The sequence below is a fragment of the Rhizobium altiplani genome, from assembly GCF_001542405.1.
Lineage (GTDB): Bacteria > Pseudomonadota > Alphaproteobacteria > Rhizobiales > Rhizobiaceae > Rhizobium > Rhizobium altiplani.
The window spans coordinates 1-13,401 of sequence record NZ_LNCD01000150.1; the positions used below are offsets into that span (position 1 = coordinate 1).

General features: G+C 58.3%; 13 protein-coding genes and 1 pseudogene. 4 read left to right on the top strand and 10 right to left on the bottom strand.

Annotated features, from left to right (window positions below; all coding sequences use genetic code 11):
• On the bottom strand, window positions 1–539 hold a 539-nt coding region (locus tag AS026_RS38455; protein ID WP_062368708.1), incomplete at its 3' end, for an ArdC family protein.
• An 819-nt stretch (window positions 540–1,358) separates the two neighbouring features.
• On the opposite strand from AS026_RS38455, the gene AS026_RS38465 reads away from it, so the two are divergent.
• Window positions 1,359–1,607: a hypothetical protein gene (locus AS026_RS38465; RefSeq protein ID WP_062376368.1), complete on the top strand. Its 249-nt coding sequence runs from the start codon at window positions 1,359–1,361 to the stop codon at window positions 1,605–1,607.
• A gap of 235 nt (window positions 1,608–1,842) precedes the next feature.
• Here the strand turns inward: AS026_RS38465 and AS026_RS44740 are convergent, their stop codons facing one another.
• Entirely contained in the window at window positions 1,843–2,070 is a 228-nt protein-coding gene (locus AS026_RS44740; RefSeq protein ID WP_062376370.1) for a glycoside hydrolase family protein, read from the bottom strand.
• A 98-nt stretch (window positions 2,071–2,168) separates the two neighbouring features.
• Between AS026_RS44740 and AS026_RS38475 the strand changes: the two genes are divergently transcribed.
• Complete coding sequence (locus tag AS026_RS38475; protein ID WP_062376373.1) at window positions 2,169–2,417, top strand: hypothetical protein; 249 nt, start codon at window positions 2,169–2,171, stop codon at window positions 2,415–2,417.
• A 186-nt stretch (window positions 2,418–2,603) separates the two neighbouring features.
• Window positions 2,604–3,008, top strand: coding sequence for a helix-turn-helix domain-containing protein (locus tag AS026_RS38480; RefSeq protein WP_062376374.1), 405 nt, complete (start codon window positions 2,604–2,606; stop codon window positions 3,006–3,008).
• Window positions 3,009–4,217: 1,209 nt separating this feature from the next.
• Here AS026_RS38480 and AS026_RS38490 read toward each other — a convergent pair.
• From AS026_RS38490 to AS026_RS38500, 3 genes and pseudogenes are all read right to left on the bottom strand, one after another.
• Window positions 4,218–4,349 (bottom strand): annotated as a pseudogene (locus AS026_RS38490) (type II toxin-antitoxin system HipA family toxin); the annotation flags it as partial.
• 319 nt (window positions 4,350–4,668) lie between these two features.
• The gene (locus tag AS026_RS38495) at window positions 4,669–6,021 is read right to left on the bottom strand and encodes a Fic family protein (RefSeq protein ID WP_205634512.1); all 1,353 of its coding nucleotides are present in this window, start codon (window positions 6,019–6,021) and stop codon (window positions 4,669–4,671) included.
• Window positions 6,022–6,497: 476 nt separating this feature from the next.
• Window positions 6,498–7,520, bottom strand: coding sequence for an extracellular catalytic domain type 1 short-chain-length polyhydroxyalkanoate depolymerase (locus tag AS026_RS38500; RefSeq protein WP_062376379.1), 1,023 nt, complete (start codon window positions 7,518–7,520; stop codon window positions 6,498–6,500).
• A gap of 265 nt (window positions 7,521–7,785) precedes the next feature.
• Between AS026_RS38500 and AS026_RS38505 the strand changes: the two genes are divergently transcribed.
• Entirely contained in the window at window positions 7,786–8,031 is a 246-nt protein-coding gene (locus AS026_RS38505) for a hypothetical protein (RefSeq protein WP_062376381.1), read from the top strand.
• Window positions 8,032–8,155: 124 nt separating this feature from the next.
• Here the strand turns inward: AS026_RS38505 and AS026_RS38510 are convergent, their stop codons facing one another.
• The 5 genes from AS026_RS38510 to AS026_RS38530 form a co-directional block, all read right to left on the bottom strand.
• Entirely contained in the window at window positions 8,156–9,190 is a 1,035-nt protein-coding gene (locus tag AS026_RS38510) for a Gfo/Idh/MocA family protein (protein ID WP_062376383.1), read from the bottom strand.
• A gap of 85 nt (window positions 9,191–9,275) precedes the next feature.
• A complete protein-coding gene (locus AS026_RS38515) occupies window positions 9,276–10,340 on the bottom strand; it encodes an ABC transporter ATP-binding protein (protein WP_062376385.1) in 1,065 nt (354 codons plus the stop codon).
• Window positions 10,341–10,344: 4 nt separating this feature from the next.
• The gene (locus tag AS026_RS38520; protein WP_062376387.1) at window positions 10,345–11,568 is read right to left on the bottom strand and encodes an AGE family epimerase/isomerase; all 1,224 of its coding nucleotides are present in this window, start codon (window positions 11,566–11,568) and stop codon (window positions 10,345–10,347) included.
• Window positions 11,569–11,573: 5 nt separating this feature from the next.
• Entirely contained in the window at window positions 11,574–12,470 is an 897-nt protein-coding gene (locus tag AS026_RS38525; RefSeq protein ID WP_245307757.1) for a carbohydrate ABC transporter permease, read from the bottom strand.
• Complete coding sequence (locus tag AS026_RS38530) at window positions 12,467–13,354, bottom strand: carbohydrate ABC transporter permease (protein WP_018859979.1); 888 nt, start codon at window positions 13,352–13,354, stop codon at window positions 12,467–12,469. The genes AS026_RS38525 and AS026_RS38530 overlap by 4 nt, the downstream gene beginning before the upstream one ends.
• Between the last annotated feature and the right edge of the window lie 47 nt (window positions 13,355–13,401).

The following is a 13,401-nucleotide window of genomic DNA, read 5'->3' on the forward strand; positions in this document are numbered from 1 at the left end:
GCGGCATAATAGGCCGATGTGCCGCCATGACGGATCATGGCGCCGGTGTTGGCAAAGAAGCGACCGGCCTCACCGATGCGGTCGAATGGGTCCGAGAGGCTTGCTGTTGGTTGGACCCGGGCATCGAGGCCATCGATTTGATCGGCATTGAAGACGGTGTAGGCTTTCATGAAGGGGATGGAGCGTTCGACGTCATCGCCGCCATCAGCCGTTTCGGTGCGGATGATCGAGCTGGCAAAGACGACGGTCGTTCCGCTCTCGCCCTTGCGAACCGCGCCGCCAAGTTCGAGCGCCTGGCGGAATGTCATCCAGGTCGAGGATGCGAAGCCGCGGGTGATTGCCTCCGACCAGAGGAGGATGACGTTGATCCCGGAATAGGGTGCGCCATTGAAGCGCAGCGGTCGTGAGACCGGATCGGACGGATAAGCGCTATGCCAGGGTTGGGTCCAGGGACGGACACCCTGTTCGAGAGCGGCAATGATTGTGTCGGTGATGCGGCCGTGGATGTCGGATCGTTGGCTGGTTTGCTGCCTTGTCATGTTGGAACCTCCGCTTGGGGTCGCGACCATCGCGACCTGCTACGGCGGTCCAAAAGCCGGGCTTCAAGCGCTGGCCGGCACCCGAAGGGCCGAAACGCCAGTGGAGGACGGCAACGCCGTTGCGGCCAGTGCGAGCCTGGCAGGACCCAAAGCCGCAGCAGGACGCGGGGGACGCGGGTTGAAGCGGATCCACAGGTTCAGGAGGGAAACACCAACGCGATCGGCGCCTCGGCGTGCTACCCAAGATATCGCGCCCGGCACCGACCGTCCCTGGCATCCGGTCAGGAGGCCATCTTGGCCAGCGATCCTGTGCGACCGCACACAAAGGCCGCACATGTGGAAGCAAACGGAGGCTCGACCGCCGCACTTCTCACGTTCCTCGTCGACCAGATATTGAAGGAAGCGCAGGATCAGGCGCTGCGACGCGCCGTATCGAGTACAATGCGGAACACACCAGGGCACCTTCGGCGCAATACCTTTTTCAGCCTTGCCTTTCCGCCTGGCCGCGTCGCTGAGAACGAATCCGTTCCACACAACGGTTGTTCGCAAAGGCACACGATTCGCGTTCGACGGACGGCCTCACCAGGATAGGCGCATTCAATCTTGCTTGCCACCTGGTCAGACTAAGGTCCAAATGAGGATCAGGCTTCAGTCCTATTTCTTCCGTGAAGAACAAAAGGCAATCTTTGGTTGATCCGAGTCGCACGCGCCCGAGACCTCGACGAGCGACGAAAGATCGAGGGCTTTCCCGGTCCCGCCGACCCGGAAAGCCCTTTTCATGTTTGAGTACCGCGATGTTTAACGGCATGGAACCACACAATGCGACAACGCGACGAAGCGCTTACATCGAACGATTTGTCCATCTGTGATGAAATCCTGAAGGACGTCGCGCAAAGACATTTGATCAACGATCAGAACGACAGAACCCATCTCGCGGCCATTGTCATTGAGATTTACCGCCAGGGAGTACGTGATCCAGAACAGTTATCGCTATTGGCCGATGCGTCCTGCGAAGCGATGCTCGAAATGAGGCGCCTCGATCCCAGCGGCACACCGGCGGCGCTCTAAAACCTCTGAGGTGGACCACCTGTGATCTACCTTCGAGACATTAGGGACAAGTGCACCTGCCCGGCCCGGCCGGCCGGACGCTCGCATGCGATTCGTTTCCATCGAAGAGCTCGACGCCATCGGGCAGTGCCCAGCCCTCATCGCAAACTTTGCTTTGTCGCAGCACCCGGTGGCCATGACGGTATCCGTCGTATTTCCGTATCCAGCAGAGTTTGGCGGAACGATATCCCGCCCGTCATGGTCGCCGTCGTACATGTAGCGTGGCAAATGGGAGCACGACGAGCGCGTCACCGAGCATAGTCTTGCATTCGTCCATTGTGGCAGTGTCACCTATCCTCACACCGCTGGTCTGACCAAGCCAGATCGTGGGGGCTCCGACCACATCGCGATACGCCTTCGTGCTGACGCCTTCCTCGGCCCCTACGAAGCCAACAGCGAGTGCTCCGATGAAGATTGACGCCATGGCCGCCGCTATTTTGTGAGGCACCTGTCACGATGAGCATCGAAACCCACTCGGAACACGAAGGCCTTTGATCAGTTTTCTCCTCAAAGGAGAGCCGCATGCCGACCTATAGCACCGACAGCCCTAGCAGATTGAAATGCCAACTGGCCGAGCTCGATGCCATCTGGCCCAACACAGGTGTTCTAAACGAAGATCAGCAGACATTGATTGATGCATATCGTTCGGGACAAATCGACGACGAAGCGTTTCAACTGCACCTCGCAAATGATCCGGTGCTGGCCAACTACGTTGAGGAATTGTGCCAAGCTGGAGACGACGCTCCACGAGACCACATGGCGGCGCCATAGGTGCGGCCCGACGCCTAACCCCTCGCGCCGGACCGCCAAGTCAGCGGTGCTGTCCGGGCAGGCTGATCCGCCCAGCGCCAACTTACCGGCAGTCCTACTGGGCACAACATTAGAGGTATATTAAATAAGACATGTCGGGACTTTGGTCTGACTGACATGCCAGGAACCAATTCGCGCAGCCACGACATGGACATTGACATTGGAAAGCGCATTCGCAGCCTCCGAGAACTGCGCGGAATCACCCAGGTGAATCTGGCGGTAGCCCTGAACGTGTCGTTCCAGCAGGTTCAAAAATATGAAAAGGGAACAAACAGGGTGGCTGCTCCCACGCTGGACATGTGCAAGGCGTTAAATTTAAGCCCGATGGAAATCCTCGGAGACTATTTTGCCGATGCGGAAGGCGTCCAGGACGTGTCGGGCGAATTGCACGGATTGCTAGAGACCGCCGAGAACCGCATGAGGGAAATCCATAAGCCTCCGGTAGGGTTCGCTTCTGCTTTGACGGGAATCGATGAAAGCGCACTCGTCTGTTACATCGCACGCCCAGGCGGCGACTACCGAATGGCTGCTTTCGGCGGGGGTGCCGGTTAAAGCCTTCTGATAGTACAAGCTGTGAAACCTGAACCGGAAGGCCGGCTGCCAGATATCAAGCGTAACGACTATCGAGATCTAGTCGCGCTTGGGCCAGTTCGCCGACCTGGTAGACTTCCTCGGCGTATGCCTGCTGTTGATCCCGGTTCGCATCCATATCGTTCGCACGCGTGTTCCCCGACCGACAGACGACTGGTAACTGTGCTATCGTTTGGCCTGTTAGGTAGGAGGACACTGCATGATCGCTCGGCGAGACTTCACGTATGAAGAATGGAGCTGCCTCCTGCATCTCTATCGGCACGAAACCGTGGACATACCGAACGATCGGATCCGTAGCTTCAAAGAAGCAGGCCTCACTGAGGAAGTGGTAGACGGAATCAGCCTCAGTCCGGCCGGCAAGCAATTGGTCGCGCACGAGCTACTTCTGGAGCGTCGGAACCGACTCCAGCGATGAGCTACACCCAGACCATAAAGAACTAGTAGGCGCGTTTCGCAACGATCCGCCGTGCTGTGGCGTCATCCTTCGCGAACCCCTCCCTTGACGGGAACCATTCGGCCGCCGGGTCTCGTGGTAGGTCGTGGCGAGGGCATAGGCGAGCGTCTTGTCTCGTCCGTCTCCATGGGTGGCGAAGGCATCAAGAATGCCGTTGATGCCGTCCATCTGCCCTTGTGTTAGTGACGTGCCGAAAACACCGGATGCGCGACGGCGCAACGCAGCGAAATATACCGTGCGGTCGGTAGAGAAGTTCCAGATTTGTCGGGAGAGTGAATATTGCAGTTCCCGCACTCGACTCTCGGTCGGCCGAAACGCCTATTCCGTTAGGGTTTTCTACTAGCGGTAGGTACTGATACCACTATTGTAGTACGTGCGATGGACGGTCGGTTGTGCTCTTATGGGCGTGGCCCAAATTCGGCCTCTGTGACAATGCTCCGAGGTCCGCGAACCCCTGCGGGCCTCACAATTCCCCCAAATTACTTAGTCGTACTAATGCTAACGATGCGTCCCACTTTCACCGTGGAGCAATATTTTCGCATAGCTTGCAAACGTCTCCCGCAAGCAGAGAGGCGCACTGCCATGCTGAACCCCAAACTTAGGCAGTGCGCCTCTTCCTGCGCGGTCCATGTCGCAGGTCGGCTTTCTTCTTGTTCGGGACGAGATAAACGAGCAGCGCAAGACAAAGGCCTTGACGCAGATGCCTCAAAACTTTGCTAGTGCGCGTGCGCCCCAAGTACCGGCGTCAACATCTTGACGTGCGCGTCGATCCGCTCGAGCACGTTTAACGGAACGACCTCGCGCTCCGGCAGCGACCACCAGGTTTGGTTCACTCGCTCAACGGTTTCAGCGTTCAACGCGTCATCGCCCTTGACGCGAAGCTTTTCGCCAATTTCGATCGCATCTAGCAAATCTCGATCAGTGCGCGGTGCATCTCATGGAATGCCATCGGATTTGCCCCCGCCACAACGACGCCGTCAGGGCAATGCAAAAGTTGTTGTCGATGCTGGCTTGGGCCGAGCGTGTCCGGCGATGACAAAATCCAAGAAGCCGCTCGGCCTTGCGTCGACCCTCCGTCAGGTGCGCGATCCGATCATCGAAGTCGAATGTCCCTGTGGCCGGGCGGGCAGCTAGGTACGCGCCGAACTCGTCAAGAAGCAAAAGGCGTCAAGGACCTTTCCCGCCGCTCTTCGGCAAAAGCACCTCCGGCTCCTCGTCATTGTCGCCAGGCGCGTCGGGATTCAGTGCATAGCGTATCGCGGCTTCCAGATCCTTGATGTCCTCGTCCGAAAGCTCGTCGAACAAGGCTCGCTTTCGCTTCGAGATCGAGCCCTTGTTCTGCATGTAGAAATTGACGAACATCGAAGCCCGTCGATCAGGCATGTCGATTACTTCCCTCACCGCCTTATAGGCAGTGTCATAGGTGGCCATGAAATCCAGCTCGTCCCTGAAGTCGATCCGAATGGTCTCGGAAATCTTCGCATAGAGGTACTCAACGAGCTCCGTTGCATCGAAATACCGATAGAGGTCCGACGTGTCATTCGCCACGACAACCTGCTGCGCGTTATTCATTTCCCACTCGATCAGGTTCATCATTGGTCTGGAGAACGACTCCAACGCCGTATCGTAGGACTTCTGATCGCGGACAATCGCAGCTGAGATCGGGAACAGGATGTCGTGCGGGGCGAAGCCTTCCCTCGACAAGACATGGTGGATCAGGAAACGGTGAATGCGTCCATTGCCGTCTTCGAACGGATGCAGGAAGACGAAGGAAAAGGAGATTGCTGCCGCCGCCGCCACAGCATCATCACCGCCCTGCAGCCGCTCCGACATCGACGCCCAATCCTTCATCAGAGCCGGGAGATCCTGAGGCCGAGGGCAAACGAAGTGGACCTTCTCCCGGTAGCCGATAGTCTCCCCGACAAAATTCTGGAAGTCACGGAATCCCTTTGCAGCATACCGCGGATCAACGATCTGGTTCTGAAGCTCGATAAGATCTTTATCGCTCGAGGGGTTAAAGGATGCGGTCTGCCGCAGCGCGTTCGCGAAACGCTCCGCTTTCGGTCCCGTCGCGCGTTCGCGTTCGATCTCGAAGGATGACTTGGTTTCCTTGGTATAGAGGTAGTTCACCGCACGGGCCAGCACCGAAGAGTCACAGTCCTGAACCAGCGCGCGCGCCTGTTCATCGATGCCTTCGGCTTGAAACGCCCTGATCGCAGAGGTCTTCCGGACAGTGACGCAAAATTCCGGTACGCCGAGCATGTTGTTCGTCACACGATGGCGTGGCGAGTTGATACCGACCGAACCTATATTAAGGTCGGGATCGAGAGCTTTGGTGTACAGCACCAGCGGAGCATCCGGGAGATCTAGCGTTTCGGCCGTGAAGTACTCGTACAAAAACCAAGCGCGGCGGGAGAACGCGCCGTTGGGTTCGGCGCGAACCATTTCCTCGATCACGCCGGGGTCTATCGCCTTCATGGCCGCAGCCATCACAGCGGTATCGACAGGTTCGTTTTTCAAGGCGAATTTCAAATGCCCCGCGATCGTGTCTTCGGGCGCATATGGCGTACTATACTTCTCGATGGTCCGGCCGTTTCCGGTCGTCGTTCGTCTTGCACCTGGCCCGCATATTGAAGTCACCGCTGGCGAAGGCACTCGTAATTGCAAATTTTCGATCAGCCACAGCTGTCCGACAGGTGCGTCTGCCATAACCCATCCTCAAGAAACGTTCAGCAATCTTAAAATTCTTTCAGCTTTACGCGCAAGTCTCAAAAAACGTTCAGACGCCTGAAAAGACGTTCAAGATATACCTGTCTGTTAAAAAAACATTCAGCGCCCCTCAAAAAATCGTTCAGCGGGCGCCTGCCCGCTCGAAAAATCCTCAGTCAGCCAAAAATTCTTTCAAGATATCGCCAGAACCTCAAAAAACGTTCAGTTAGACCACTTCGATCTATTGCAGCGCTTGCGAAGTCGCGTCGTCGAAATAACGCGTCGGATCATACGGCACGCCAGGATCGCAACCCCCATGCTCGCATGAGTTCCAATGGCGCAGACAGCTCCGACGGCAGGACGTAAGCATCAGCTACCCTCTCCTTCTGATTTGAGAACCTTCGCGGCAACCCATGCCCCAGCCCGTGAACGGAATAGAATGACAGCTGCAGACGGTCTCCCCGTTTCCATTCCTCGAGAGTGCCCCATGACATCTGTTTCGTTTGCCCGGCCGCTTTGTCCATGTCCGCCGCTTCGAGCCATTGCGAGACCAAGGCGCGTCCATTGAGAGGATTCACGACACCGTCAGCCGTTCCATGCCATACGGAGATCGGTGGCCATTCTTTCGTGTTTGGCGAAACGCTGCGCACCAGGTCACCCCACTGCTGAGGATCTCGCTTGATACCGGACCTCATGCCGCGCATAGCCGATATTGCATCCCTTGCCGCGCCGAACGGCATCCCGGCGAAAATGGCAGCGCCAGCGAAAAGATCCGGATAAGTGGCGACGAGCGCCGAAGTCATGGCTCCGCCAGCAGATAGGCCCGTAACGTAGACCCTGGACCGATCGACTCGATGGTGGCGACATGTGTAGTCAATCATCTGTCGGACCGACATCAACTCGCCACGGTCCCGCGCCACAGCGCTCGGCCGAAACCAATTAAAGCATCGCTGCGGATTGTTCGTCTCGTTCTGCTGAGGATAAAGGAGAACAAAACCCCGAAGTGTAGCGAATTTGGAGAAGCCGGCTCCCGTATCCAGGCTTTCGGGCGTCTGCCTGCACCCATGCAGGACCACGACCAATGGCGGCTTTGCCGGCAATTTGCCGGGTACGAAGAGCTTCATCGTCAACCGTCCTGGATTGCTACCGAACCCAGTCACTTCGCTGAGTTTCGGCTTCGCTGCGACCGGGCTGCGCGATTTTCTGGATACAGTTCGGGTCGGCGTGCGAAGCGCCTTTGCAAGCAGTTTTCGATACAGTTTCTGCGATTTCAGCAGCCTGGAGAATGACTTCGGCAGTTTGAATGTCATCTGAAAACGCCCTCCGTCGGCGTCATCGGCGCTCCTCCCGCGGCGTGAATGGGCGCCGCCACCGACAGACAAGTAAAGCCAGCCTATTGGATCAAAAGCTCTTTCAGAAGACCGAAACGGACAACTCACCTATGCGTTCGATCCGGTCGTGGCTTTCGACGGCCTGCAATGTCGAGGCCGATGTTTTCGTCCATTTCGTGATCGAGTCTCAGGATTGACGATCTACAACATGGCACTACTTGTTCCCTGTTCGAAGGAGGCGGCAATGCAGGACACCGATTTTCTAATTCTCTCGAGAGCCGTCAGGCAGTGGTATCGGTACTACGACGTAGATCCGGACAAAGAGGCATCCAGGCTTCTTAACCACGCAGCAGTGAAGCTTTTCGACCAGGGCCATCGGTCGGTCGAAGGCATCGCCACGGTGTTGATCGAGACCTACGTTGGCCCGTGGCCGTCGACAGTGAATGCGTATAGGTCACCTGATCCAAGAGGTGGACCTCAGTCCCCTTGAAGCTCGCTCACGGCCTGTCGGAGAACCACAGCGCGTAACGCGCTGTTGCGAGTGCGCGAAACTGGATGGCGTAAATCCTGCGGTAGCCGACGCCGCCGGCAGCGACCATTCTGCCGCGCCACCGTCAGCGATCAAGCCGCGCGTCAGGAAGAGGTCGAGTGCCAGCCACCAGGACCGCGTCTATGAACCGGTGAGCGTTCAACGCATCATCGCCTTTGACGCGAAGCTGGCCGCCATTTTCGATCGCATCGATGAAATTTCCGATCAGTGCGCGGTGCATCTCATGGCCGAACGCCATCGGATTTGCCCCCGCTCCGCTTCCGATCGTTTCGCCACCCGCCATTTCCCTGGTGCCATCAACAAAGGCTGCATCCAATCTGTTCCCCGTCAGAACTGCCGTACCTTTCGTACCGATCAATTCGATGCGCTCCGGCAGTCCGGGATAGGCGCAAGTTGTGGCATTGAGCGATCCGATCGCGCCGCCTTCAAAAGACAAGGCCGCCGTCACGAGGTCCTCCGTTTCCATCCTGTGAATAGGGGTCGTGCGGACGAATGCGGAAATTGCTGCAGGCGTGCCCGCATAGTTCAGGAGCAGGTCGATCGTGTGAATACCTTGGGTGAGCAACACACCACCGCCATCGCGCGACATCGTTCCGCGGCCTTCGGCGTCGTAATAGCTTTGCGGTCGCCAGTTGCGGATTGCAGCCGATGCCTCCACAAGATCGCCCAGGCGCCCGGACTTGACGATTTCATCGAGTTTGAGCGCCGCGTCGAGAAAGCGGTTTTGCAGTACCACCCCGAGGAGTACGCCGGCGTCTCTTGCCGCCCTTACGGTCGCTTCGGAGCGTTCGAGGGAAATGTCCAATGGTTTTTCGAGCAGAACATGTTTTCCGGCCGCTGCAGCGCGACGGACGAGTTCCAGGTGACTGCTCGCGGGCGTCAGGATCAGAATCGCCTTGATGGACGGATCCGCGAAGATCGCATCGAGGCTATCGCTCGTCGGGATGGTCGGAAATTGTTCGGCAAAGGCCTTTCGCCGGCCGGACGTCCGGCTGTAGGCGGCCACGCATTCGATACGCTCGGAGAGATCCAGCAGGGCGCGGGCATGATGACCCGCCGCCATACCGAGCCCTATCATCGCGACCCTAGTCTTCGCCATTCTTCGCTCCTCCTTCGCCTTCGCTCCCAGCCGGGGTCTTCTGTCATGCCCGAAGAGACATGGGCGGCATGGACATCTCGATCTCCTATAGCCGCATGCCTGACGCTGCGTCGAAAAGATGACTGTTTGCCGGCGCAAGCGTCAGATTGAGTACCTCACCGGTCTTGATAGAGAGACGCTCGCGCAGCTGTGCGGAGATCTTCTGGCCATCGACGGTTCCTTGAACGAACGTCTCCGAGCCGGTGGGCTCGATATTGGTGACCACAATCGGAATGCCTTGCCCGCCCGGCGCGATGGTGAGGTGTTCGGGACGGATGCCGTAACTGACGGCGCCGCCGCATGCGACCGGAGCCTCATACCCGACAGGCAGATGGATGCCGTTTTCCGTCACGACCGATTGACGGTCCACACCGATCCTTGCCGACAGGAAATTCATCGACGGCGACCCGATGAAGCTCGCAACGAACGTATTGACCGGCCTGTCATAAAGGTCGAGGGGTGAACCGACCTGCTCGACGATACCGTCGCGCATGACGACAATGCGGTCGGCCATGGTCATAGCCTCGATCTGATCATGTGTGACGTAAACGGTCGTGGTCTTGAAGCGGGCGTGAATATCCTTCAATTCGGCACGCATCTGGACGCGCAGTTTGGCATCGAGATTGGAAAGCGGCTCGTCAAACAGGAAGACCTTGGGATTGCGCACGATCGCACGTCCCATTGCGACACGCTGGCGCTGGCCGCCGGAAAGCTGCTTGGGGTAACGCTGGAGATAGTCGGCAAGACCGAGGATGCGCGCGGCATCGGCCACCCGCCTGGCGATCTCCTCCTTCGAGGTCTTGGCGAGCCGCAGCGAAAAGCCCATGTTCTCGGCAATCGTCATGTGCGGGTAGAGCGCATAATTCTGGAAGACCATGGCAATGTCACGGTTCTTCGGCTCGACATCGTTGATGACGCGGCCATCGATACGGATCGTGCCACCGGTAATCTCTTCGAGCCCCGCAATCATCCGCAGCAAGGTGGACTTGCCGCAGCCCGAAGGCCCGACCAGCACGACGAAGGCGCCGTCGGGCACTTCGACGGAAACACCCTTGATGGTTTCGAAGTCGCCATAGGCCTTGCGGACATTCTGGATTTCAACGGAAGCCATGGGTTTATCCTGAATTTCGAGTGGTCGGTTGCAGGCAATCGGCGGCGTGAATGGCCGCAAGCAGACTAAGACCGGTATGGTAGCCGGGGTCGAGGTCAGGTGTGGCGGGCACGAAGTCCACGGGCCCGTCCCTGGTCATGGTCTGGTAGGCGATCGGCGGCGTACCGCGCCAGTAACGCTCGAAGAAAGCGGCATGGGCTGCATTCCAAACCCGCAGGCTCCCGGCACTGCCGGTGCGCATATGGGCAAGCGCAGCTGCCCGGATCGTTTCCGGGAGCGACCACCAGGGACAATAAGGGCTCTGTGCCTGACCGTTCGCAATCGAGACGGTCAATGCGATACCAGGCCCGACAAAACCCTTGTCGAAAGACGAGATAACGATGCGCTCCAATATCTCGATCAGTGCCGGATCGGCATTGTCATCGAGATAGTCAAACGCGAAACCGGCGAACTCGATGCCATGTCCGACATTGCAGAGATCTTCCCCTGGCACATTGCGCAGCAGGCCCGTCGCGGGGTCGAAGTGCCGGTCGATGACATGGGCGATGAAACGATCGGCAAATGCCAGATGAGCCGTATGGCCGAAGCGCTTCAGCATGCCTGCAGCGCCAAGCAGGATCATGCGCGGGCCGAAATCATCGGCCTGGTCGGCGAGACTGTCGAGTGACAGTGGACGACGCTCGTCGATCTGGAAATGTCCGCTCTCTATTGCAGCAATGACCCTGTCGAAATAGGCGAGATGATCGGCAAGGGCAGGCAAATTGTAGCGGCTTGCGGCTGCGACCAGCCCCTTGGCAACGAAGGCGTCTGAATAGGAATAGATCAGAGCCGGCTTCTCTTGCGCGAAGGTGCGGTTGGTGCCATCCGCATAAATCGCGTCCATCGCGCGGTCGTAGCAGAAATAGGCATGGCCGCCCGACATCTGCAAAGCCGCCAGAACATCGTAAAGACGCCGACCGGCAGCATCGAGCTTTTCGGCCAGTGGCGGCAGTTCCCGCTCGAAGAACCCGGCGTGGCCGACCAGTGCTTCCAACCCACGTCCCTGGATCCAGCCATAGGTGTAATCCGGACCGCGCATGCCGTCTTGCACGCCATAATCTTTCAGCGTCAGACTGTTCTGCTTTGTATTCAAGAACCCGCCGCCGAGCACGGGTCGCTGCAGCACCCAATAAAGCGTGCCGGCATTGGCCGCGACATAGGTCTTGCGTGCCTCGTCGAAGAAGGCCATTGCCGTTACTCCTTGAGACCGGTGCTGGCGACGCCCTGAACGAAGTTCCTTCGCAGGATGACAAACAGCAGGATGGATGGGATGAGGACGATGGCGGAAGCGGCGCTGAGGCGCCCAAGATCGACGGTAAAGCCGGTCTGGAAGAGCGCAAGGCCAACTTCGATCGTATAGCTCGACCTCGTCGTCGCCACGATGATTGGCCAGGCGAAGGCGGTCCAGGCCTGGAAGAAAGCGAGCACGGCAAGAGCCCCGAGCGCGCCGCGAAGCAGCGGCAGGACAATGCGGAAGAAGATCCAGAACTCACCGGCGCCATCGATGCGCGCGGCCTCCAGAAGCTCGTCCGGGATCGAATGGATGACATTCTGGCGGATGAGAAATATGCCGAAGCTCATCACCAGGTAACCGAGCAGCAGGCCCCAGACGGAGTTGAGGATACCGAGGCTCTTGGCCTCGAAATAGAGCGGGATCATGTAGACTTCGAACGGCACGATCGCGGTCGCCAGGAACAGCGCAAAGAGGATGTTCATCGTCCGGAAACGGAACTTGCCAAAAACGTAGCCGGCAATCGCCGAGGTCGCGACGATCGCGATCGTCGACATCACCGCGAATGCGATGCTGTTGCCGATCCAGTGGATAAGCGGCGTGTCAGCAAGAACCGTCTTGAAATTGGCGGTCGTCGGGTCGTGCGGAATGACGGTCGGTGGCCAGGCCAGCATTTCCGCCGGCGTCTTGAAGGCATTTGCAACCAGGAAGACGAGCGGCAGCAACATCAGGATCGAGACGGTCAACAGGAACACGTCGATCGCAAGGTTGGTCAGCTTCTTCTTTCGGCGCAGGCGCCGTCCCTCTGCCAACTCGTCGGCAGTCGGTTCGACATGGAGCATGGCAAGTTCGACAGTCATGCCCTGCCCCTTTCTCTCAGCATGGAGAACTGGATCAGCGTCAACACCAGGACGATAACGAGCAGCACGACGGCCTCGGAAGCGGCGTAGCCGACGCGATAATTGCGGAAACTGTTTTCCAGCATGTCGAGTACAAGCACCCGCACCTGGCGCCCGGGCGCGCCTTGCGCATCGGAAGCAAGCACGAAGGCCTGCGCATAAACGTTGAAGCCCGAGACCAGCGTCACGACCGAAACGTAAAGGGTGATTGGCTTCAGCATCGGAATCGACAGGTACCAGAAGCTCTGCGGTCCCGAGGCGCCATCGAGTTTGGCGGCCTCGTAAAGCGAAACCGGCAAGCTCTTGAAGCCGACAAGATAGATCAGCACCGCATAGCCGAGTGCTTGCCAGGAGCACAGCACGATGATGCAGATGACCGAGAGGACCGGATCAAACAGCCAGTTCTGCGCCGGAATGCCGAAGAAGGTCAGCATTGCATTGAGCGGCCCGAGGCGGGCATCGAAGATCCACTTCCAGGCCATTGCGGCCGGGACCAACGACACGACATGGGGAATAAACACCGCGGTTTCGTAAAACCCGGCCATGCGCGAGCGCGTGCGGTGGAAGATCAGCGCGGCAATGATCAGCGCCATCGGGATGGTCAGGATCAGCACCCCGAAGGCAATGATCGTGGTGTTGACCAACGCGTCCAGAAACAGGTGATCGCCCGTCAACTCGCGAAAATTGGCAAGCCCGATAAAGGGCTTGTTCTTCGACAGGATGTTCCACTGGAAAAGGCTGAGCCTCAACGTGTCGGCGATTGGATACAGCCGCACATAGGCGAAGATCGCCAATGTCGGCAGGATCGCGAGGATCGCAAAGAGGAATCGTTTGCGCTTCAGCATTCAGGTGACCTCGTAGACGAACGGCTTCGCACACGGGGGCGCAAACC

What these genes read in the sequence shown, in the direction of transcription:
- AS026_RS38465 (WP_062376368.1), top strand. Translation starts at nt 1,359, where the DNA reads ATGCGACAACGCGACGAAGCGCTTACATCGAACGATTTGTCCATCTGT.
- AS026_RS44740 (WP_062376370.1), bottom strand. Translation starts at nt 2,070, where the DNA reads ATGGCGTCAATCTTCATCGGAGCACTCGCTGTTGGCTTCGTAGGGGCC.
- AS026_RS38475 (WP_062376373.1), top strand. Translation starts at nt 2,169, where the DNA reads ATGCCGACCTATAGCACCGACAGCCCTAGCAGATTGAAATGCCAACTG.
- AS026_RS38480 (WP_062376374.1), top strand. Translation starts at nt 2,604, where the DNA reads ATGGACATTGACATTGGAAAGCGCATTCGCAGCCTCCGAGAACTGCGC.
- AS026_RS38500 (WP_062376379.1), bottom strand. Translation starts at nt 7,520, where the DNA reads ATGACATTCAAACTGCCGAAGTCATTCTCCAGGCTGCTGAAATCGCAG.
- AS026_RS38505 (WP_062376381.1), top strand. Translation starts at nt 7,786, where the DNA reads ATGCAGGACACCGATTTTCTAATTCTCTCGAGAGCCGTCAGGCAGTGG.
- AS026_RS38510 (WP_062376383.1), bottom strand. Translation starts at nt 9,190, where the DNA reads ATGGCGAAGACTAGGGTCGCGATGATAGGGCTCGGTATGGCGGCGGGT.
- AS026_RS38515 (WP_062376385.1), bottom strand. Translation starts at nt 10,340, where the DNA reads ATGGCTTCCGTTGAAATCCAGAATGTCCGCAAGGCCTATGGCGACTTC.
- AS026_RS38520 (WP_062376387.1), bottom strand. Translation starts at nt 11,568, where the DNA reads ATGGCCTTCTTCGACGAGGCACGCAAGACCTATGTCGCGGCCAATGCC.
- AS026_RS38525 (WP_245307757.1), bottom strand. Translation starts at nt 12,470, where the DNA reads ATGACTGTCGAACTTGCCATGCTCCATGTCGAACCGACTGCCGACGAG.
- AS026_RS38530 (WP_018859979.1), bottom strand. Translation starts at nt 13,354, where the DNA reads ATGCTGAAGCGCAAACGATTCCTCTTTGCGATCCTCGCGATCCTGCCG.